Origin of the sequence: Myceligenerans indicum, assembly GCF_016742955.1 — a bacterium.
Taxonomy (GTDB): Bacteria; Actinomycetota; Actinomycetes; order Actinomycetales; family Cellulomonadaceae; genus Myceligenerans; species Myceligenerans indicum.
The window spans coordinates 13,883-34,330 of sequence record NZ_JABBYC010000027.1 but is presented as its reverse complement, the minus strand read 5'-3'; the positions used below and the strand labels follow the sequence as shown (position 1 = coordinate 34,330).

General features: G+C 71.8%; 18 protein-coding genes. 11 read left to right on the top strand and 7 right to left on the bottom strand.

From position 1 onward, the window contains the following. Positions 1-123: 123 nt before the first annotated feature. The 4 genes from HGK34_RS14105 (at position 124) to HGK34_RS14090 (ending at position 6,677) form a co-directional block, all read left to right on the top strand. A complete protein-coding gene (locus tag HGK34_RS14105) occupies positions 124-3,912 on the top strand; it encodes a hypothetical protein (protein WP_201848434.1) in 3,789 nt (1,262 codons plus the stop codon). A 53-nt stretch (positions 3,913-3,965) separates the two neighbouring features. Then, the gene (locus HGK34_RS14100; RefSeq protein ID WP_201848432.1) at positions 3,966-5,456 is read left to right on the top strand and encodes a hypothetical protein; all 1,491 of its coding nucleotides are present in this window, start codon (positions 3,966-3,968) and stop codon (positions 5,454-5,456) included. A gap of 224 nt (positions 5,457-5,680) precedes the next feature. Beyond that, the gene (locus tag HGK34_RS14095) at positions 5,681-5,935 is read left to right on the top strand and encodes an acyl carrier protein (protein WP_201848430.1); all 255 of its coding nucleotides are present in this window, start codon (positions 5,681-5,683) and stop codon (positions 5,933-5,935) included. An 82-nt stretch (positions 5,936-6,017) separates the two neighbouring features. Then, complete coding sequence (locus tag HGK34_RS14090; RefSeq protein ID WP_201848428.1) at positions 6,018-6,677, top strand: SDR family oxidoreductase; 660 nt, start codon at positions 6,018-6,020, stop codon at positions 6,675-6,677. 32 nt (positions 6,678-6,709) lie between these two features. On the opposite strand, the gene paaE is transcribed toward HGK34_RS14090, so the two are convergent. The 5 genes from paaE to paaA form a co-directional block, all read right to left on the bottom strand. Further along, entirely contained in the window at positions 6,710-7,831 is a 1,122-nt protein-coding gene (gene paaE, locus HGK34_RS14085) for a 1,2-phenylacetyl-CoA epoxidase subunit PaaE (RefSeq protein ID WP_201848426.1), read from the bottom strand. Continuing rightward, positions 7,831-8,376 carry a 1,2-phenylacetyl-CoA epoxidase subunit PaaD gene (gene paaD, locus HGK34_RS14080; RefSeq protein WP_244666743.1) on the bottom strand — a complete coding sequence of 182 codons (546 nt, stop codon included), beginning with the start codon at positions 8,374-8,376 and terminating at the stop codon, positions 7,831-7,833. Before paaD ends, paaE begins: the two co-directional genes overlap by 1 nt. A gap of 2 nt (positions 8,377-8,378) precedes the next feature. After that, positions 8,379-9,368: a 1,2-phenylacetyl-CoA epoxidase subunit PaaC gene (paaC, locus tag HGK34_RS14075; RefSeq protein WP_207193455.1), complete on the bottom strand. Its 990-nt coding sequence runs from the start codon at positions 9,366-9,368 to the stop codon at positions 8,379-8,381. 13 nt (positions 9,369-9,381) lie between these two features. Then, positions 9,382-9,678: a 1,2-phenylacetyl-CoA epoxidase subunit PaaB gene (paaB, locus tag HGK34_RS14070; protein ID WP_201848422.1), complete on the bottom strand. Its 297-nt coding sequence runs from the start codon at positions 9,676-9,678 to the stop codon at positions 9,382-9,384. A 73-nt stretch (positions 9,679-9,751) separates the two neighbouring features. Beyond that, entirely contained in the window at positions 9,752-10,741 is a 990-nt protein-coding gene (gene paaA / locus HGK34_RS14065) for a 1,2-phenylacetyl-CoA epoxidase subunit PaaA (protein WP_201848420.1), read from the bottom strand. 233 nt (positions 10,742-10,974) lie between these two features. Here paaA and HGK34_RS14060 point away from each other — a divergent pair, with 233 nt between their 5' ends. The 6 genes from HGK34_RS14060 (at position 10,975) to HGK34_RS14035 (ending at position 16,688) form a co-directional block, all read left to right on the top strand. Next, on the top strand, positions 10,975-11,829 hold the full coding sequence (locus HGK34_RS14060; RefSeq protein ID WP_201848418.1) for a carbohydrate kinase family protein: 855 nt from the start codon (positions 10,975-10,977) through the stop codon (positions 11,827-11,829). A gap of 227 nt (positions 11,830-12,056) precedes the next feature. Continuing rightward, complete coding sequence (locus HGK34_RS14055; RefSeq protein ID WP_201848416.1) at positions 12,057-13,115, top strand: lytic polysaccharide monooxygenase auxiliary activity family 9 protein; 1,059 nt, start codon at positions 12,057-12,059, stop codon at positions 13,113-13,115. Between the two features lie 543 nt (positions 13,116-13,658). Further along, complete coding sequence (cysK, locus tag HGK34_RS14050; RefSeq protein WP_201848415.1) at positions 13,659-14,594, top strand: cysteine synthase A; 936 nt, start codon at positions 13,659-13,661, stop codon at positions 14,592-14,594. Beyond that, entirely contained in the window at positions 14,594-15,193 is a 600-nt protein-coding gene (cysE, locus tag HGK34_RS14045) for a serine O-acetyltransferase (protein WP_201848413.1), read from the top strand. Before cysK ends, cysE begins: the two co-directional genes overlap by 1 nt. A 113-nt stretch (positions 15,194-15,306) precedes the next feature. Beyond that, a complete protein-coding gene (locus HGK34_RS14040; protein ID WP_201848411.1) occupies positions 15,307-15,660 on the top strand; it encodes a GntR family transcriptional regulator in 354 nt (117 codons plus the stop codon). Further along, positions 15,657-16,688, top strand: a complete 1,032-nt coding sequence (locus HGK34_RS14035; protein WP_201848408.1) for a DUF1648 domain-containing protein — start codon at positions 15,657-15,659, stop codon at positions 16,686-16,688. The genes HGK34_RS14040 and HGK34_RS14035 overlap by 4 nt, the downstream gene beginning before the upstream one ends. A gap of 56 nt (positions 16,689-16,744) precedes the next feature. On the opposite strand, the gene HGK34_RS14030 is transcribed toward HGK34_RS14035, so the two are convergent. Then, positions 16,745-17,884, bottom strand: a complete 1,140-nt coding sequence (locus tag HGK34_RS14030; RefSeq protein WP_201848406.1) for an epoxide hydrolase family protein — start codon at positions 17,882-17,884, stop codon at positions 16,745-16,747. Between the two features lie 111 nt (positions 17,885-17,995). Here HGK34_RS14030 and HGK34_RS14025 point away from each other — a divergent pair, with 111 nt between their 5' ends. Then, positions 17,996-18,943 (top strand): helix-turn-helix transcriptional regulator, encoded by a 948-nt coding sequence (locus HGK34_RS14025; protein WP_201848404.1) that lies wholly within the window; start codon positions 17,996-17,998, stop codon positions 18,941-18,943. A gap of 95 nt (positions 18,944-19,038) precedes the next feature. Here HGK34_RS14025 and HGK34_RS14020 read toward each other — a convergent pair whose 3' ends face one another. Next, the gene (locus HGK34_RS14020) at positions 19,039-20,370 is read right to left on the bottom strand and encodes an MFS transporter (protein ID WP_307815962.1); all 1,332 of its coding nucleotides are present in this window, start codon (positions 20,368-20,370) and stop codon (positions 19,039-19,041) included. Between the last annotated feature and the right edge of the window lie 78 nt (positions 20,371-20,448).

Here is a 20,448-nt window from a genome sequence, read left to right as displayed (position 1 = left end):
CACGTCACCATCTCACCCCGCAGTGCGCCGACCGCGTACGGGGGTGACCGCGCCATGCAATTTCCCGCCGTCACGGCGGGCGACCCAGAAGACAGCACCATTCCTCGGTAAGGAGTGTGCACCATGGCTCACGGAACATCGACGATCTCCCCGGCACTCGAGGGCGGCACCACCGCATACCTCGACGCGGCCGACGCCGGGCACCGCAGCATCGTCGAGTCGCTCTACCACAAGGACCTGGCCGCGGCCTCCCCCCACTCGATCACCGAGTACCTCGCGCAAGGACGCGAGGCGCGGCTGGTCGGGATGTTCCCGGGGCTGGGCAGCCGGGCCGCCTACCGGAACCTCGGCCCGCTCCTGCGGGAATCCGGGATCGAGGAGGTCACCAGGATCTATCACGAGGCGGCGGGCGCCCTGGGCATCGCCCCCGAACATCTCCAGGGTGCGCCCGAGCACCTGCCCTCCGGCCGGCTCGAACGCCAGGGCCATGTCGGTGCGCTGGTCGTGACCCACAGCCTGGCCCTGGAGGCGTACCTCCGCGCGACCGCGGAACGGAACGGCGCCGCGCTGACCTTCCGGGCCTACACCGGTGAGAGTTTCGGCATCCTGAGCGCCGCCGTGGCGAGCGGCAGCCTCTCCGTGGCCGACGGCGCCCGGATCGCCCGCGTGTTCACTCCCCTGTCGCTCGTCGTCGCCGAGGGCTTGCACGACGGTGAGCCGCTTGCCCGGGAACTGGCCGAATATGTTCCCGAGTCGGCCGTCGGCAAACCCGTGGTACCCGAGCCCTTCCACGTGCTCGGCGTCCGCGGAGCGCCGGACGCGCTCGCCGCGGCTCTCGAGGCCGTCGCCGGTGCGTTCGACACGCAGGACGTCGAGGTGCACAAGCGTTACTCCCCCACCCAGACCAACGTCTATGTCCGCGACGGCGCACGACGGGCCTTCGACCGGCTGCTCGGCGGCCTCGGCCACGTCGACGTCGTCGAGCTGAAGGAGCCGACGACGTTCCTGGCCCACTCCGCGCGTATGGAGGCCCTGCGCACCGGCCTGGGATGGTTCATGGAGGCCAACGGGATCCAGGCCGTCGCACCCCGTGTCCCCGTGATCGCGAACCACCGGACGGGGGTGCTGACCGCCGCCGAGGACGTGCACGAGGCCGTCCTGGCCATGACCGACCAGGTCATGGACTCCCACGCGACCGTGGAGACCCTGGACAGCCTCCACGCCGACCTGGCGATCGAGCTCGGCCCCGGCCGCAGGTCGGTCACGCTGCTCCAGGACAGCAACGTGCGCACGCCGGTCACCGCGTACACCGGAACCTCCGCGGAGGCCCGCCGGCTCTTCCGCGCGATCAACGGCGTCAGCGGTCTCAAGCGGGAGCTCGAGCAGATCCGCCCCGAGGGCGACCACCTCGAACCCCGCCACCTGGACGTGCTGCGCGCCCTGTTCCGGTCCTTCGCCCAGGACCCGTTCATCGAGGCCTACACCGCACGTGCCATCAGCCGTGTCATCACCCGCGAGATGCTCCGCGCCGACCAGGACGGATCTCCCGCCTACTACCGGCTGCTCGAGGCGTTCCAGCACACCCTGGCGCACCGGGCCGAGGTGGACGTCGAGGCCGGCGAGCTCGTGCTCCGGGCCCGGCGGAAGAAGCGCAACGTCGGTGACGCCGCGAACCTGGGCAGGAACTACCTGGAACTGCGGACCGTGGACGGGTGGGGCACGTTGTCCGACCGCTGCGTCGAGGACAGCGGCAGTCCCGAGACGCTCGTGGTCCGTTTCACCGGCCTGCCCGGCGCCGACGAGATGGCGCTGCGCCGGCAGGTGCGGCGACTGGTCACCGACCAGCCGCTCGCCCGCATGGTGCGCGAGAGCCTGGCCGAACGCGCCGAACGGGCCGTCCCGGCCACGAGCACCGCGGACCGGATCACCTACCACCACACGCTCTACCATCTGATGCGCCTGCACCGCCCCGCCGTTCTGGCCCAGCGCGACCGCTACCTGCGGGGAGACGACCCCCTCGGCTGGCTGTCCGCACTGGCCGTCTCGGGCGCCGCCACCCCTGCCGACGTCGTCGAGCTCTACGAGCTGCGGCTGCACGGAACACACGACCGCGAGGTCCTCGGCCGTGCGCTGGACCGGCTGGACGCCGCCCTCCAGGATGCGCAGACCCCGGTGATCGCCCCCGACGGCGTACCGCTCTACGCCCGGCGCGACATCGCCACCGCCACACGATCCGTGTTCCTCGCCGGCGCGCTCGACACGGGCGTCGCGGCGACGCACCTCGCCGGTGACACCTGGAGCATCGCCTTCGACCCCGGGGCCGTACCGGACCCCGGGCGCGAGGCGGCGGCACGGACGGTCGTGATCTCGTCGGACCTCGACGTGTCGAAGCGCGGTGTCAACACCCCGCTCGACCGACTCGACGACAGCTCCGCGCTGGAGCTCACCGTCGAGAAGGGGCTGGTCCTGCACCACGCGCAAGGCCGCCGGATCCTGAGCACCACGGTCAACGCCTACATCGAGACCGACGAGCGCGTCGTCGGCTTCGGCGCAGGTGGAAGCGAGTCCATGACGGTGTTCCTGGTCAAGGACGGCAGCACGCGCACGGTCGTCCGCAAGATCCTCAGCGAAGCGCTCGTCACGGCGGCCTGGCGGGCGGACGGCGAGGGAGTCATGCTGCCCCCGTTCGCCAAGGCACGTCAGCAGGCCGAGTTCCTGCGCCACCTCCCGGAACCGGTGAGCCGGTACTTCCCCGAGGTGTACGACGTGCTGGAGCGCGAACTGCCCGTCCCGGGCGCCGGGCCCGACGGACCGGGCACCCACCACGAGGTGATCTACGAGATGAGCTTCGTCGCGGGGGACGAGGTCAGCCGCTACGTCGAGCGTCACTCCCCGCCGCCGCGCGTCGTCGCCAAGATCTACCAGGCGGTCTACCAGGTGCTCGAGCGCGACATCCACGCGGTCAACCGCGTGCCCGCCCCCGGCGGGACGCTCGACGAGTCCTACCTGCGCAAGATCGAGGACCGGCTGGACCTGTGCCGCCGGACCGCGCCGCAGACCTTCGGCCCGCAACTGCTCGACCCCGAGACCATCACCATCAACGGGCACACGCAGCGCAACGCGACGGCACTCGTGCGCTGGTTCCGCGAGCACCCCGAGTACCACCAGGTCCTCGAGCCGCGCTTCCACTCCCTCGTGATGGGCGACACGAACACCGAGAACATCAAGATCTCCCACACCGGTCCGCTCCGGACGGCCCAGGACCTGATCGAGCACGGGGCATCCCGGCGGGAGGTCGACGCGGCACTCGCCGCCATCACGCCCACGACGCTGGGGATCAAGTTCCTCGACCCGCGGGCGATCGGGTACCGCAGCACCGGTCGGGAGACCATCGACGACCCGATGTACGACAACAAGCCCTGGCACAACTCGATCGGGCACTACGACGAGATCCACTTCGAACACTTCCAGCTCGACGTCCGCACCTCCGGCACCGCCCCGCAGGTACGCGTCGAGTTCGACGAGGGGAACCCGTTCCAGCGCGCCTACCGGGTCCGGGACGTCGTTCCGCACGGCCTGGCCGTGCATCCCGCGGAGCCTCGCGGCATGGAGGACCATTTCGCCGCGGTGATGACCGAGGCTCTCGGTCTGGACGACCCAGCCTCCCCCTACCTCGCCGACGACCCGTACTGGCTGGTGCGGTTCGTCTTCATGATGGGCACCCATTTCACGGCGATGCCGCCCTTCCACTTCCAGGCCGAGCTCGACGGCACGCTCACCGACACCTACCAGGTGCAGCGGCGGCCGGTCGCGATCTACTGCGAGGGCGTCAAGTGGCTCAACTGGGCGGTCGAGATCCTGGAGGGCGAGCGGACGTCCTTCCTCGGTATCCCCGTCCCGGCGCTGCCCTGACCGGGTCGCACCGCGCAGACGGTCCCGAACGACGGAACAAGGGGGAAACCACCATGAGAACAGCTTCGACCAAGCCGCCCGTGGCCGGACTCGACGACCTGGGGAACGAGTCCCGTGTGATCGCCACGCCCTGGAGCAGGCTGGTCCGCGGCATCGGCCTCGGCCAGTACCCGGCCGCCTTCGACCCGCAGGCGGCGGACCGGATCCGTACGGCGTTCGCGCTGATCGGCAACCGGGTGACGGACGCCAACTCCTACCACCGGTTCAGCAGGCTGATGGCCGGCTTCGTCCTGGACGTCACCGATCCCAGGGTCGCGCTCGACCGCCGAGAGACCGAACGGCACGTCACCGAGGTCCTGAACGCGGTCCGGAGCGTCAAGGACCCCTACTGGCGCGTGATGGCCGGCTGCATCCTGCTGGACGGGGTCGCGAAGCTCGGACTCGACCTCTCGCTCGTCTCGGGCGACGGCATCGACGTCCCCGCCGAGATCGTGTCCATGGCCGACGACATCGAGCCGGACCGCATCCGGGACGAGAACCAGGGACGGCACGGCGACTACGAACGTCTCTCCGCCGGTACGGCGATCCTGCTCTCCCACGGTCAGCTGGGCATCTCCGACCGGCTCGTCACGGGCCCGCGGAACTTCGTGCTGGAAAGCCTCGATCTCCTGGACCGCATCCCGGGGCCGTTCTTCCGGGGGCGCGGCGGCTCGATGCTGCTGTCTGCCACCTCCCTGCTGGGGTACGACGAACTGGCGCTCGACGGGGACAGGGATCGTCTGCGCGACGTGCTCGACTATCTCGACCGGGCGGACGAACTGCGGCTCCCGCCGGCGTTCCCGCAGGCGATGACGGAGTCCTTCGGGCGGATCTATCCGCTCCTGACGATGCTGAACGCGATCGCGGTGACCGGCCGGGCGGAGTACCTGACCCACGGCAGGGACCGCCTGGGGGAGGCCCGAGACCTGTTCGAGGCGATCTCGCCCGCGGAGCGCACCCACATGGGGCTCTACTACCTGGTCGCGCTGCACAACCTGGGGCGGACACACGAGGAGCTGCCGTCGCTCGACCACTTCGTGGAGGAGATCGTCGGCACCTGGCGGAGCGTCGATCCGGGCGACAACTTCTTCCTCAACGGGATCGCCTATCCGTACATGATCCAGACCGCGATGGTGACCGGCCGCACGGACCTGGTGACGGACGACATGCTCGACCGGGTCGTCGACTCCTACCCCGACCTGGAACGGAACGAGATCGACCGGGTGAACCGCCCGTATCCGTTCGGGTATCTCGTCAACGTCCTCGGCGAGCTCGACGCCCTGGACCGGCTGTTCGAGCCGCGGGACCGGTACGCGGGCAGGTCGGCCTTCGAGTGGGTCGCGACGCAGCTCTCCCCGGACGCCACGGCCGAGGGCAGCCGGCTCCACATCCTCGATCACGCGCTGATCGGGTACGCGCTGAGGCAACGCGGCGCGGACAGTACCGATCCCGGCATGTTCCGGGACTTCACGTTCACGCTCGGCGAGCCGCAGGGCCGCCCGTGAACTGCTGAGACCGGCCGTGCGTGAGCTTCGGGGGGAGCCGCGCACGGCCCTGAAAGGCGGGCAGGCGTCGCGGCAGGTCGCGGCGCCTGCCCGTCCTCGCTCAGGGGGGCGCCGCCCGGGATCCGGACGTCGTGATCAGGCTCGGATGACACTCACGGCGACACCATCGGCCGACGACACCTCTAAGGTTGGACCAACCCGATCACGATTGCATGGGAGCGAGCGTGTCGAGTCTGGATGACACCACCGAGAGATACATCAGGAACCTGGTATGCGACATCCTCGACGTCAACCCGCGCGACGTCCCCGAGACGGCTCCGCTCGAGCGCCACGGCGCCGACTCCCTGGTCATGGTCGAGATCATCACGACGCTGGAGAACACCCTCGGCATCACGATAGACCGGGCCGACCTGCCCAGGATGACCGACCTCAACGGGGTCTACGACGTCGTGGCCGGCGCGTGCCGGCGCAAGGACTGAGCCGCCGGCGCCGCGAGCACGTCCCGGCCGGGCCGTCGGGCCGACGCCACGCGCGACGAGAGCCGGCCGTATCGTGGTTCGCATGCACATCGCGATCGTCGGCGGCCACGGCAAGGTCGCCCTGCGGCTCCACCCACTCCTCGCCCAGGCCGGGCACACGCCCGTCGCACTCGTGCGGAACAACGCCTACCGCGACGAGCTCCACGGTCTCGGGGCAGAGGTCCGCATCCTCGACATCGAGAACGCGAACGCCGCCGCCTTCGCGGCGGCGTTCGCGGGCTGCGACGCCGTGGTGTTCGCGGCGGGCGGCGGTCCCGACGGCAACATCGTGCGCAAGCGCACGGTCGACCTCGAAGGGTCCCTGAAGTCGATCGACGGCGCCCGCCAGGCGGGGGTCACGCGGTTCGTGCAGGTGTCGGCCATCGGCGTGGACAACCCGCCACCTCGTGACCGCGGCGAGGTGTGGCGGGCCTACGTCGAGGCGAAGCGCGACGCCGACGCGGCGCTGCGCGCCTCCGGCCTGGACTGGACGATCATCCGCCCGGGACGGCTCACCGACGACGAGGCCACCGGCCTGGTCGCGCTCGGTCCCCACGTCCCGCGCGGCGACGTCACCCGGGCCGACGTCGCGGCCGTGCTCGCCGCGGTGCTGGAGAACGACGACACCGCCGGCCACCAGTGGAACCTCGTCGGCGGCGACACGACCGTTCCCGAGGCGGTGGCGGGAGCACTCGCGGCGTGACGGCCCCCCGGGACGTCCCGGGACACCCGCCGTCAGGCGTCGTAGTCGACCGTCACCTGGTCGCTGACCGGGAAGCTCTGACAGGTGAGCACGAAGCCGCGCTCCACCTCGCCGGGCTCGAGGGCGTAGTTGCGCACCATGTCCACCTCGCCGGCGCACACCTTGGCCCGGCAGGTGCCGCAGACCCCGCCCTTGCACGCGAACGGCAGGTCACCGCGAACGCGCTGGGCGGAGTCCAGCACGCTGCTGTCGCGCGCCATCGGCGTCGTCGTGCTGCGGCCGTCGAGGATCACGGTGACGTCGCTGGTCACGCCCTCGACCACGGCATCGGGGTGGCGGAGCTGCGGTGGCGGCTCGTCGACGTAGAACAGCTCGAAGTGCACCTTGTGCCGCGGCACGCCGAGCTCGTCGAGGACCTGTCGGGCGTCGGACAGCATGCCGAACGGGCCGCACAGCCAGACATGGTCCATCTCCGTGGCGGGCACCAGCGTGGTCAGCAGCAGACGCAGCCGACCGGCGTCGAGGCGGCCCGAGAACAGCTCCACGTCGCGGGGCTCCCGGGACAGCACGTGCATCAGGTCGAAGCGCCGATGGTGCGCGTCCTTGAGGTCGGCAAGCTCCTCGGCGAACATCACCGACGTCGTGGTGCGGTTTCCGTAGAGCATCGTCACCTGCGCGTCGGGATGCGCCAGCACCGACGCGGCGACCGAGAGCATCGGCGTGATCCCGGAGCCCGCGGCGATGCACAGGTGCCGCCCGCCGGCGGCCGGGTCGGCGCGGAAGCTGCCCGACGGCGCCCCCACGTCGATCCTCGTGCCGGGCCGCACCTCCCGGACCAGCCAGGTCGAGAACAGCCCGCCCGGGATCTCCCGGACACCGACCCGAGGACGGGCACCCGCGGGGGCACAGATCGAGTAGGTGCGGCGATGCTCGACGCCGTCGATCACCCGCCGGAGCGTGAGGGACTGCCCGGGGGCGAAGTCGAACACCTCGCGCAGTTCGCCGGGCACGTCGAAGGTGACGGCGACGGCGTCGTCCGTGAGACGCTGCACGTCGGCGACGGTCAGCGTGTGGAACGACGCCGACCTGCGAGGCTCCCGCGCCTGCACGGTGTCACCGTCCACGGTGGCCGGCCCCTCGGCACTGAGCGTCATCAGATCTCCTTCACGTGGTCGAACGGCTCCAGACAGGCGCGACAGCGGTACATCGCCTTGCACGCCGTCGACCCGAACTCCGAGATCAGCTCGACCTCGGCCGAGTCGCAGCGGGTGCAGCGCACCTGCCGGCGCGTCGGGCCGAGCGTGAGCGGAACCGGAGCGCGGCTCGCGGAGCGCAGCGCGCCCGCCGCCGCCCGGGGGGCAGGCGGCGAGATGCCGGCCTCCGCGAGCGCCGCCCGCCCCCGGTCGGTGATCCAGTCGGTGGTCCAGGCCGGGTGGAGCGCCACCCGGACGCGGACGTCGTCGTACCCCTCCTCCTGCAGGCGGCGCACGAGGTCGTCGCGCATCGTGGCCATGGCGGGGCAGCCGGAGTAGGTGGGCGTGATGGACACGACGACGGTGCCGTCGTCGGTGGCCTCGACGTCGCGCAGGACGCCGAGGTCGGCGAGGGTGAGCATGGGCAGCTCGGGGTCGACGACGGACGCGGCGACCTGGCGGGCTCGCTCGACGCCGGAGGCGACTCCGGTGCGTGTCGGGGCCATGCTCACCATCGCCCTCGGGGATGGGCGCGCGCGACGGACTGGGTCTCGGCGAGCATCCGGCTCAGCGCCTCGGTGTGCACGCCGTCGCGTCCGGTGCGCCCCTGGATGCCGGCGCGCGGCGCGGTCTCGGGCCGTTCCACGCCGCTGACGGACAGCACCTGGCCGAGCACCCCGTCGACCTCGTCCGCGACGTCGGCGGGGTCGACGCCGGCTCCGGCGGCGGCCGCGGCAGCCTCGACGGGGTGAGTCTCGGTCAGTTCGGCCCAGTAGGGCATGAGCTCGCCGAGGGCGGCGATCACGCGGCGGCGGGACTCGTCGGTGCCCTGGGCGAGGGTGAGGAACCAGCGGCCCGCGAAGTCGCGGTGGTAGGTGAGTTCCTTGACGCCCTTGGCTGCGACGGCTGCCAGGACCGCGTCGCTGCTCCGGGTGAGGCGCTCGAACAGGGCGAGCCGCCAGGTGGCAAGCAGCAGGATGCGGGTGATGATCTCCGCGAAGTCGCCGCCCGGCAGCTCGGCGAGGCGCACGTTGCGGAACTGCTGGTCGTCGCGGAAGAACGCCAGGCGGTCCTCGTCGGGTACGGGTGAGTCGCCGGGCAGCGCGGGTACGACCGAAGGGTCGGCGGCGGCCGCGCGGGCGAGCAGGAGCCGGGCCTGTCCGAGCAGGTCGAGGGCGATGTTCGCGAGCGCGATGTCCTCCTCGAGGTCCGGGGCGCGGCTGCACCACTCCGAGATTCGTTCGGACGCCACGAGGGCGTCGTCGCCGAGCATCAGGCAGTAGCCGGCGAGCACGGACGGTTCGACGCCGTCGGGCACGGTGGTGTCCACACCGGCCAGCGGGTCCTCGAAGTCCGTGCCGAAGGCCCAGTGGGCGTCGTTGACGAGGAGGCCCGCGTAGGCGTTGTCGTGCTCGTCGGGCCGGGTGGGCTCGGTGACGACGGGCTCCGCGGCGTTGAGGTCCGCGGCGGTGGGGTCTGTCACGTGGTCGTCGGGCATGGGTGGTTCTCCGCTACATGTGGGGGACGTTCTCGGGGATGGTGTAGAACGTCGGATGCCGGTAGACCTTGTCGCCGCTCGGCGCGAAGAGCGGGTCCTTCTCGTCGGGGCTGGACGCCGCGATCGCGTCGGAGCGCACCACCCACAGGGAGACGCCCTCGTTGCGCCGGGTGTACACGTCACGGGCGTGCCGCAGTGCCAGCGCGTCGTCGGGAGCGTGCAGGGAGCCGACATGAACATGGTTCAGTCCGCGCTTGCCGCGCACGAACACCTCGTACAGGGGCCACTCGGCCCGGACCTCGTCACTCATGCCGCCTCCTGCTGTTCCATGCGGGACACCCGCACCCGGTCGGCCGGCACGAGCGCGGCTCCGCCATGATCACTCATGCCGCCTCCTGCTGTTGCTCCTGTTTCCTCGCGAACGCCGTGGCCGCCTCACGGACCCAGGCGCCGTCGTCCCATGCCTTCTTGCGGTGGGCGACACGCTGGGCGTTGCAGGGGCCGTCTCCCCCGACCACGCGCCAGAACTCGTCCCAGTCGATCTCGCCGAAGTCGTGCGCCGCGCGCTCCTCGTTCCACGCCAGCTCCGGGTCGGGCAGCGTGACGCCGAGCGCCTCGGCCTGCGGGACCGTCATGTCGACGAAGCGCTGGCGCAGCTCGTCGTTGGTGTGCGTCTTGATGCCCCAGGCCATGGACTGCGCGGTGTTCGGGGAGGCGTCGTCGGGCGGGCCGAACATCATCAGCGACGGCCACCAGAAGCGGTCGACGGACTCCTGCACCATGGCGCGCTGCTCGTCCGTGCCGCGCATCATCGTCATCAGCAGCTCGTAGCCCTGGCGCTGGTGGAAGGACTCCTCCTTGCAGATGCGGATCATGGCGCGCCCGTAGGGGCCGAAGGAGGTGCGGCACAGCGGCACCTGGTTGCAGATGGCGGCGCCGTCCACGAGCCAGCCGATCGTGCCGACGTCGGCGTAGGAGAGCGTCGGGTAGTTGAAGATCGAGGAGTACTTCTGGGCGCCGGACACGAGCCGTTCGGTGAGCTCGGTGCGCGTGACGCCGAGGGTCTCCGTCGCGGAGTAGAGGTAGAGCCCGTGGCCGGCCTCGTCCTGCACCTTGGCGAGCAGGATCGCCTTGCGGCGCAGCGACGGCGCGCGGCTGATCCAGTTGCCCTCCGGCTGCATCCCGATGATCTCCGAGTGCGCGTGCTGCGCGATCTGCCGCACCAGCGTCCTGCGGTATCGCTCGGGCATCCAGTCCCGGGGCTCGACACGGTCCTTGTGCGCGAGCGTGGCCTCGAAGTGCGCTTCGAGCTCCGCCGGGGCGGCACCCGGCTCCCCGCCGGGCACGGTGCCCGGCTCGACGGCCGACGTCATCGTGACCTCCATGATCCGGCTAATTACTGACCGAACGTTCGGTTCCTAATGTGTCACAGGTCCGCTGTGCGGCGCAACGCTCCACGGGGGACGCCCGCGGGTGGGAACCACGCCGCCGGGCGCGAACGGCGGCATCCCGGCGGCATCGCGGCGACGCACCGCGGCGAGGCACCGCCGACGTCGGTGGAGGGCGCGAGGCGAAACAGGCTGTACGGTCCGGCGAGGATGGGCGCATGAGCACACCCACGACCGTCGTCGTCGGCCCCGCCTCCTGGAACACGCTCGTGCGGCTCGACGCGCTGCCCGAGCCCCGGCCCCACACCGTCTTCGCCCGGGAGACCGTCCGCACGGTGGGCGGGACCAGCGCCGGGAAGGCGCTGCACCTCGCGGATCTCGGCACCGCGGCCACCCTTGTCACCGCGGTCGGCGACGACCCGGAGGCCGAGCTGGTGCTCGGGGCGCTCGCCCGGGCCGGGGACCGCCTGGAGGTCCTCGCGCACCGCGCGCCCGGCCCCACGGAACAGCACCTCAACCTCATGACCGACGCCGGCGAGCGCGTCTCCGTCTACCTCGCGGTCCCGGCGGAGCCCGCCCGCCTCGACGACGCCCACGTCGCCGAGCGCCTGGCCGCGGCCGACAACGTGGTGCTCGACCTCGCCGCGAGCAGCCTGGAACTGCTCGACGCGGCTCGCGCCGGCGGCGCCGAGCTGTGGACGGACCTGCACGACTACGACGGGGTGAGCGAGTTCCACCAGCCGTTCGCGAACGCCTGCTCCCACATCTTCCTGAACGACGACGGCACCGATGACCACGCGGGCGTGATGCGGGCGCTGCTCGACCGCGGGGCGACCACGGTGGTCTGCACGCTCGGGGCCAGGGGCGCGGTGGCGCTGACCCGCGACGGGTGGGCCGAGTGCCCGGCCGAGCCGGCCGAGATCGTCGACACGAACGGCGCCGGGGACGCGTTCTTCGCCGGGTTCCTCACGGCGCACCTGACGGGGGCGAGCACGGGCGAGTGCCTGCGTGCCGGGGCCCGTCAGGCCGTGCGGGCACTCGGGTCGCCGCACCTCGCCCCCCTGCTCGGCTGAACGACGACGCGACCGGGGACAGGGGTACGGCCAGGAACAGCGGTACGGCCGGGGACGGCGGCAGGCCGGGACGGGCGGCGCGCCGGGGACGGCGTCCCCGGCGCACGTCGCCCCGGCCTGCCGTAAACGATTCGCCCCCTGGCCGGGGCACGGCGGCGATGCCCAGGCTGGCGCCACACCGAGGGGTCGCCCACCCGGACGGCCCGGAGCTCGAGGAGGAGCATCCCATGACAGTGCGTGCGCGAACGCGCGGCCTGATCCTCGCCGCCGCCATGGCGCTGGCGGCCCCGATGGGGCTGGTCGCCGCCGTCTCGGCGGACACCGCCATGGCACCGCCGGCAGCGGCCCACGGCAGTGTCACCGACCCGCCCAGCCGGAACTACGGCTGCCTCGAACGGTGGGGCGACGACCACCTCAACCCTGAGATGGCCACGGTCGACCCCATGTGCTGGCAGGCGTGGCAGGCCAACCCGAACGCCATGTGGAACTGGAACGGCCTGTACGTCAACGGCCTCGGCGAGAACTACGAGCAGGCCATCCCGGACGGGCAGCTCTGCTCCGGCGGGCACGCCGAGTCCGGCCGGTACGACTCGCTGGACGTTCCCGGCGAGTGGGTCGCGACAGGGGTGGACCCGCAGTTCCACCTCACCCTGACCGACGGTGCCGAGCACGGCGCCGACTACCTGCGGATCTACGTGTCCCGGCCGGGCTTCGACCCGACCACGGAGGCACTCGGGTGGGACGACGTCGAACTGGTCCAGGAGACCGGCTACTACCCGTCGCAGGGCACGTACGAGACCGACGTCGACCTGGGTGACCGCAGCGGCCGCGCCGTGCTGTTCACCGTCTGGCTGGCGGGGCACATGGACCAGAAGTACTTCCTGTGCTCGGACATCAACATCGGCGGGGGCGATCTGTGGCCCGAGGAGCCGGGGCCCGACCCGGACCCGACCGAGCCGGAGCCCGAACCCACCGATCCCGGCCCCGAGCCCTCGGACCCGGGCGACGGCACCGCGGGCTGCACCGCGACCGTCACGGTCACGAACTCCTGGAGCGGCGGCTACCAGGCCGACGTGACCGTGACCGCGGGCGACTCGGCCATCAGCGGCTGGCAGGTCGCGGTGGACGGCGCCACGATCACCCAGGCCTGGAACGCCACCGTGTCGGGCGACACCCTGACCAACGCCGACTGGAACGGCGCCCTCGCCGCAGGAGGCTCGACCACCGCCGGGTTCATCGGCAGCGGCAGCGCGGACGGCCTCGCGGCCGCCTGCTCCGCCGGCTGACGACCCGCCCGGCGGCAGGCCGGGACGGCCGCCCCATCCGTCCCGGTGACCCCCGACGCCGGGGCGCCGACCTCACGCGCGGTCGGCGCCCCGGCGTTCGCTCATGGCGATCACGGCGGGCGATGCCGTGCCGGGCACGGCCACGAGCGCGGCGCCTCCGGCTTCCCGCAGGACGGCGCCGGTCCGGCGTCCGGAGCGACGAGGATCAGAGCCTGGACGCCACACATCGACGTGACCAATCAGTGAGACCGATCTTGTCGATCTGTCGCGCCGAGGCTAGGCTCGCCACATGCGGATCGTCCGAATGTGCCGCCTCTGTCGGTAGAGCGTCCACGCCACGTCTGACCCGTGTCGACACCGTGCCCCCACGGACCACCGGTCGCGACGCCCGTGTGACGCTCCCGAACCATCCTGACCCCTCCTGACCTCAGGGACAACCGGCAGCGCCATGCACGGTGCACAGCCACGCGCACGCACCTGCCGCTGGGCCGCCGAGCAGAAGAACCACCGCAAACGCCGGACGACACGAAGGAAAGAGACACCATGGCCCGCATCTACGACGACGCGACCAAGCTCATCGGGAACACTCCCCTGGTGAAGCTGAACTCCCTGGCGAAGGACCTGGAGGCCACCGTCCTCGCCAAGCTCGAGTTCTACAACCCCGCCAACTCGGTCAAGGACCGGATCGGCGTCTCGATCATCAACGCCGCCGAGGAGTCGGGCGAGCTCAAGGAGGGCGGCACGATCGTCGAGGGCACGTCCGGCAACACGGGCATCGCCCTGGCCTGGGTCGGCGCCTCCCGCGGCTACAACGTCGTCCTCGCCATGCCGGAGACCATGTCCAAGGAGCGCCGGGCGCTGCTTCGGGCCTTCGGCGCCGAGATCGTGCTCACCCCGGGCGCGGAGGGCATGAAGGGCGCGGTCGCCGCCGCCGAGAAGATCGCCCAGGAGCGCGACGGCGCCATCCTGGCCCGCCAGTTCGCCAACGAGGCCAACCCGAAGATCCACCGCGAGACCACGGCCGAGGAGATCTGGGCCGACACCGACGGCGACGTCGACATCGTCGTGGCGGGCATCGGCACGGGCGGCACCATCACCGGCGTCGGCCAGGTGCTCAAGGAGCGCAAGCCGGAGATCAAGATCGTGGCCGTGGAGCCCGAGGAGTCCCCGATCCTGAACGGCGGCCAGCCCGGCCCGCACAAGATCCAGGGCATCGGCGCGAACTTCGTCCCGGAGATCCTCGACACCGAGGTCTACGACGAGGTCGTCGACATCAACTTCGCCACGGCCGTCGAGACCGCCAAGCGCTCCGCCGCCGAGGAGGGCCTGCTCGTGGGCACGTCCTCGGGTGCGGCGTTCGCGGCCGCCCTGGAGGTCGCCAAGCGCCCCGAGAACGCCGGCAAGACGATCGTCGTGATCGCCCCCGACTTCGGCGAGCGCTACCTGTCGACCCCGCTGTTCGAGGGACTGGTGGACTGATGGCGACGTCCTGGGCGCCCGCATTCTGGCGACTCCTCAAGGAGGACGCCGAGACGGCGCGCGCCCAGGACCCGGCCGCGACCTCACTGAGCGCGGTCATCATGACCTACCCGGGCGTGCACGCCGTCTGGCACTACCGCATCGCGCACGCGATGTGGCAGCGCCCCGGGCTGCGGCTGCCCGCGCGGGTCCTCTCCCTCGTCTCCCGTCTGCTGACCGGCGTGGAGATCCACCCGGGGGCGCGGATCGGCCGGCGACTGTTCATCGACCACGGCATGGGCGTCGTCATCGGTGCGACGGCCGAGGTGGGCGACGACTGCCTCCTGTTCCACGGCGTGACGCTCGGCGGGCGCTCGATGCGGCCCGGCAAGCGGCACCCGACGCTGGGTGACCGCGTGCTGGTCGGATCGGGTGCGAAGGTGCTCGGGCCGCTGTGGATCGGGGACGACGCCAAGGTCGGTGCCAACGCGGTGGTGACGCGGGACGTGCCGAACGGCGCCGTGGCCGTAGGCATTCCCGCGCGGAACCGCACGCCCGCACCGGCACGAGCGGCGTCACCGGTCGAGGACCCGTCGGAACTGATCGAGTACGTGATCTGAGGCGCTGACCGGCGGCCGGTGCACCTGGCCGGGACAGCCGCCGACACCGCTGTCACGAGGCTCACCCGGGCGCCACTTGTTCTAGTTGCAGTAGATGAACTAGTCTTGCGCACATGATCTTCCGGATCGACCCCGCGAGTGACCAGCCGCTCTTCGAGCAGTTGGTCACCCAGGTGCGCGTCGGCATCGCCCGCGGCCGCCTGGTACACGGGGAGAGGCTCCCGGCCGCCCGCGAGCTGGCCGATGCGCTGGAGATGAACGTGCACACCGTGCTACGCGCCTACCAGGTGCTCCGGGACGAGGGACTGATCGACCTGCGGCGCGGGCGGGGCGCGATCGTGACCGGACGCCCGGAGGCGGACCTGTCCGCGGTCGAGCAGGCGATGACCGAGCTGATCCGAGCCGCCAAGGCGGCACAACTGTCACCGGACGCCACGGCGGCCCTCGTCAAGGAGGCGATGAGATGACCACAGGAATCCTGCTGCGCCGGAGATTCGGGGACAACCACCGGGGGCGGGTCCTGATCGCCGCCCTGGTCGCGTTCTCGGCGCTCCTCCTCGCGGGCGGCGTGGCACTGTCCTGGCGGCGCGACCTCCCGGACCCCGTGGCGACGCACTGGTCTGGCACGGGGACTCCGGACGGGTTCATGGCGCTCGGCATGTTCGTGGGCGGCATGGTGGGGATCGGCGCGACGCTCACCGCCGCGTTCGCCGTTCTCGCCGCCGCCCGTGGGCAGGCCTCCTCCACGCGCCGCACCGCGATCGGGTCGATCGTGTGGCTGAACGCCTTCCTGGGAATCGCCCTGCTGGGCAGCCTGTGGATCCAGCGCGATCTCGACGACGCCCGGAGTACCGGGGGTTTGGGTACGGTGACGGCGCTCGCCATCGTCGCACCGCTGCTGCCTGCCGTGGCCGCCGCGCTCCTCGTGCCGCGGGACGCCCCGGCACCGGCCACGGGACCGGTCGCGGCGGATGCACCGCGGGCCGCGCTCGGCGACGCCGAGCGGGCCGTGTGGCTGGGGCGCGCGTCGGGCGGCCCCGGAAGCGTCGTGGCGGTGGGGTCCATCGCCGTGACGACGGTGCTCGCCGTCGCCACGCAGACCTGGGTGATGCTGACGGTCCCGGCACTGCTGGTGCTCCTGCTCGCGGCGATGCTGACCTTCACCGTGCGCGTCGACGCCACCGGGCTCACCGTTCGCTCGGCGCTCGGCTGGCCGCGCACGCACCTCCCGGCCGACGAGGTGGAGCGCGCAGATCGGGCGCAGGTGCGGGCGTTCGCCGAGTTCGGCGGCTGGGGCTGGCGCGTCGGGCGCGGCGGCCGCACTGGCGTCGTCCTGCGGTCGGGCGACGCTCTGGAGGTACGGCAGACCAACGGCCGGGCGTTCGTCGTGACGGTCGACGGCGCCGATCAGGCCGCGGCGCTGCTGAACACGCTGGCGGACCGGTCGCGGACCGCTCCCGGCGGCATTACCGGCCACCAGGGCGATCAGGCGTAGCACGCCGGCCGACGCCGCCCCCGCACCGAGGGTGCCGGGGCGGCGTCGGCCGCGGATCAGGGCTGCTTCGCGAAGAACACCCGCAGATCCTCGACCACGAGTCCAGGGACCTCCAGTGCGGCGTAGTGGCCACCTTCCGGGTACTCCGCCCAGTGTTCGATGCGGCTGTTGTCCCGCTCCGCGAAGGCGCGGATCGTCTGGAAGTCGGAGGCGAAGACGGCCACCCCGGTGCGCCCGTCGCTGACCACCGGCTCCGCCCCCGAGTGCCCCTCCTCGTAGTGGTAGCGCACGGCGTTGGCGGAGGTGTTGGTGAGCCAGTAGAGGCTGACCTGCTCCAGGACCTGGTCCCGGCTCACGAGGCTGGTGCCGTTCCCGAAGCTCTCGAAGAGTTCGCTGTAGGCGAGCTGCCCGACGGGCGAGTCGCTGAGACCGGCAGCCACCGTCTGTGGGCGCGAACCGTTCATGGCGTTGTACCCACCTACGCTCTGGAACCACCGCAGGTGCTCCAGGGCCGCGAACTCCTTCGGGCCGAATCCGTCCATCTCCCCCGCATCACCCCGCGGGAAGGAGAAGAGCTGCAGCACGTGCGCCCCCAGGAACCCCTCGGGGTTCAGGATCGCCAGCTCGCGGCTGACGAGGGCACCGGCGTCACTGCCGTGGGCGCCGTAGGAGGCATACCCGAGCCGGCGCATCAGGGTGTCCCACGTCCGAGCGACCCGTGCGAGGGTCCACGCGCCCTCGGCCAGCGGAGTGCTGAAGCCGAAGCCAGGGATCGAGGGGATCACCACGTCGAACGCGTCCTCGGCCCGGCCGCCGTGCGCCACCGGGTCGGTGAGCGGTCCGATCAGGTCGAGGAACTCGAGGAACGACCCGGGGTAGGTGTGGGTCAGCACCAGAGCGCGTGCGCCCGGCTCCGCCGAGCGCACGTGGACGAAGTGCACGTCCTGCCCGTCGATCGTCGTCACGAACTGCGGGTATGCGTTGGCCCGCTCCTCGAGGGCGCGCCAGTCGAACCCGTCGCGCCAGTGACCGACCATCTCGCGCAGGTAGGACGTGGGAGTGCCGTAGTCCCACGAGTCCCCCGGGGCGGCGACGGGAAAGCGGGTGCGGCCGAGCCGCTCGCGCAGGTCGTCGAGGTCGGACTCGGGGATCTCGATCCGGAAGGGGCGGATGTCGGGGGTCGTGTCGATGCTCATGGTTCCTCCTGCGTGACGTCCATCTCGGGGATCGTGCTGATGAGAACGACGGTACGGAAGGTTCAGGAACAGATCTTTCCGCTATTCACGGGGCATGGATACGCTGCCGGGATGAGTACGACAGCAGGCCGGCTCCTCGCGCTCCTCGGCCTCCTCCAGGCTCGCGCGGAGTGGTCGGGGCCGGAGCTCGCGGCGCGGCTGGACGTCACCGACCGGACGATCCGGAACGATGTCACCCGCCTGCGCGACCTCGGCTATCCGGTCGACTCGGCCCGCGGACCCGGTGGGCGTTACCGGCTCGGCTCCGGCGGCAAGCTCCCGCCCCTGCTGCTCGACGACGAGGAGGCGGTCGCGGTCGCGATCGGCCTGCGGGCGGCGACCGCCGTCGCCGGGATCGAGGAGAGCAGCGCCCGCGCGCTCGGCAAGCTGGAGCACGTCCTGCCGGACCGCCTGCGCCGCCAGGTCTCCGCGCTGCGCTCCGCCACGAGCGCCGGCCCCGCGAACACGGACAGCAACGTCGAGGACCCGGCGGTCGACCCCGGGCTGCTGACCGCGCTGGCGACGGCCATTCGCGACCACCAGGGGCTGCGATGCAGATATCAGGAGGAGATGCGGGAGGTGGAGCCGTATCGGCTCGTGGCCTGGCAGCGCCGCTGGTACCTGGTCGGACGCGACGCGAGCTTGGGCGGATGGGCTCCGTTCCGGGTGGACTGGCTGGAACTGCGCACGCCGGGCGGGCGGCGGTTCACCCCGGAGGAACCTCCGTTCGACCTCACGGAGTTCGTGGTACGCGAGGTGGCGCGCACCGGCTGGGCGGTGCACGCGAGGATCCGGGTCCACGCACCGGCCGGCGTCGTGCTCGAACGCATCAACCCTGCCGTGGGGACCGTGGAGCCGGTGGACGAGCACACCTGCGTCCTGGTCACCGGCGGGGACAGCCTCGAGGTCGTCGCCGTGTGGATCGGGATGCTCGGGCTCGACTTCACCGTGCAGGATCCGCCGGGGCTGGTGGATCACCTGCGGGTGCTCGCGCGCCGGTATGCGGCCGCCGGGGGCTGAACGCGGGCCGGGTGTCCCCTGGACGGCCCGGCGCCCGCGCCGCCCCCTGCCGCTCCCTGCCGCCCCGCGGACGGTCACCTCACCGGCACGCGGGCCTACCGCATCGCCGGTTCGGGGACCGCGACGCCGTCCGCCTCGGGGGTGACCTGCCTCCTCAGGATCAGGGCCGTGACCGCGATCCCGAGGCACACCAGGACCGCCATCACGGTGAATCCGCCCGCCAGGCCACGGTCCAGCAGCAGACCCGCCGCCACAGGGCCCACGATGGTCCCTGCCTGGAACGCTCCCGCGTTGACCGCGTTGTACCGGCCCCGCAGGTGATCCGGGGCCAGGTCGTTGACCAGGGCGGGCATCGCGGACTGCAGCAGGGTCTCCCCTAGCGCGAACATCCCCATGAACCCGAGCACGACGGCGACGGCACCCCAGGTGCCGGGCATCACCCCCGCGGCCCCGAGCAGCAGCCAGGATGCCGCCCAGATCAGCCCCAGCGCACAGAGCACGGAGGTCCTGCGACGCCCCCGGGCGCGTTCCATCACCCAGAACTGCAACAACACGATCACGGCCGTGTTCACCACGAACGCGAAGCCCACGGTCCGGGTCGAGACCTCGGCGAACTGTCGCGCGAACGCCGGGAACCCGCTCTCCATCTGCCCGTACCCGGCAAACGCGCCGAGCCCCGCGAGCAGGGTCAGCCAGGCCACCTCGGGCCGCCGCAGGATGGCGAGGTACCCCGTGCTCGTGGCCCGTCGCGGCCCGTCCGGCTCACCCGTCTCCCGCGAGGCGGCGTCCCCCCCGGCGGTGCCGGCACCAGAAGTCGCGCGCCCGGTCAGGTGCCGCAGCGGGCCGAACAGCACGACGCCGGGGATGCAGAACGTCAGTGCGTTCACGAGGAAGGCCACCACGAACGTGACGGGCCGTTCGACGTCGACCATCAGTCCGCCGACCACGCCTCCCACCCCGATGCCGAGGTTGACCAGCGCGAAGTTCACCGCGAAGTACCGCTGCCGCAGATCCCCCCGGACCACCGTGGAGATGAGGGCGGTGTTGGCGGGCCAGCCGATGCCGAACTGGGCCCCGAACAGCGCCAGCCCGACGGCGACCACCCAGGGCACGGTGCCGAACGCCAGGATGACCTGCCCGCTGACCGCGCAGGCCAGCCCGATCAGCACCACCTTCCGCGCGCCGATCCGGTCGATCAGCACCCCGCCGGGACCGGTGGCCAGCAGGCCGGACACCGCGATCAGACCCATGAGAAGGCCGGCGAGCTCGAGTGAGAAGCCGCGAACCTCGTGCAGGTAGATGATCGTGAACGGCAGCGTCAGGCCGCGGCCGAACGTGTTGACCACCACCGTGGACAACAGCCAGCGGCCGTCGCGGGGCAACTCGGACCAGAAGCCGAGGGCGCCGCGGGATGGAGAAGATGTCACGGGCCGATCCTGCCCCCGCGGACCACGACGCGGCGAGCAGATTTCGGACGCCGCCCGATCGCCGACGCCCCTGGTGAC

Excerpts from the sequence above, each read along its gene's own strand:
- paaA (WP_201848420.1), bottom strand. The coding sequence starts at position 10,741 with ATGACGTCGGCCGTCGAGCCGGGCACCGTGCCCGGCGGGGAGCCGGGT.
- HGK34_RS14055 (WP_201848416.1), top strand. The coding sequence starts at position 12,057 with ATGACAGTGCGTGCGCGAACGCGCGGCCTGATCCTCGCCGCCGCCATG.
- HGK34_RS14060 (WP_201848418.1), top strand. The coding sequence starts at position 10,975 with ATGAGCACACCCACGACCGTCGTCGTCGGCCCCGCCTCCTGGAACACG.
- cysK (WP_201848415.1), top strand. The coding sequence starts at position 13,659 with ATGGCCCGCATCTACGACGACGCGACCAAGCTCATCGGGAACACTCCC.
- cysE (WP_201848413.1), top strand. The coding sequence starts at position 14,594 with ATGGCGACGTCCTGGGCGCCCGCATTCTGGCGACTCCTCAAGGAGGAC.
- HGK34_RS14105 (WP_201848434.1), top strand. The coding sequence starts at position 124 with ATGGCTCACGGAACATCGACGATCTCCCCGGCACTCGAGGGCGGCACC.
- paaB (WP_201848422.1), bottom strand. The coding sequence starts at position 9,678 with ATGAGTGACGAGGTCCGGGCCGAGTGGCCCCTGTACGAGGTGTTCGTG.
- HGK34_RS14090 (WP_201848428.1), top strand. The coding sequence starts at position 6,018 with ATGCACATCGCGATCGTCGGCGGCCACGGCAAGGTCGCCCTGCGGCTC.
- HGK34_RS14040 (WP_201848411.1), top strand. The coding sequence starts at position 15,307 with ATGATCTTCCGGATCGACCCCGCGAGTGACCAGCCGCTCTTCGAGCAG.
- HGK34_RS14030 (WP_201848406.1), bottom strand. The coding sequence starts at position 17,884 with ATGAGCATCGACACGACCCCCGACATCCGCCCCTTCCGGATCGAGATC.
- HGK34_RS14100 (WP_201848432.1), top strand. The coding sequence starts at position 3,966 with ATGAGAACAGCTTCGACCAAGCCGCCCGTGGCCGGACTCGACGACCTG.
- paaD (WP_244666743.1), bottom strand. The coding sequence starts at position 8,376 with ATGGCCCCGACACGCACCGGAGTCGCCTCCGGCGTCGAGCGAGCCCGC.
- paaE (WP_201848426.1), bottom strand. The coding sequence starts at position 7,831 with ATGACGCTCAGTGCCGAGGGGCCGGCCACCGTGGACGGTGACACCGTG.
- HGK34_RS14025 (WP_201848404.1), top strand. The coding sequence starts at position 17,996 with ATGAGTACGACAGCAGGCCGGCTCCTCGCGCTCCTCGGCCTCCTCCAG.
- paaC (WP_207193455.1), bottom strand. The coding sequence starts at position 9,368 with ATGCCCGACGACCACGTGACAGACCCCACCGCCGCGGACCTCAACGCC.
- HGK34_RS14035 (WP_201848408.1), top strand. The coding sequence starts at position 15,657 with ATGACCACAGGAATCCTGCTGCGCCGGAGATTCGGGGACAACCACCGG.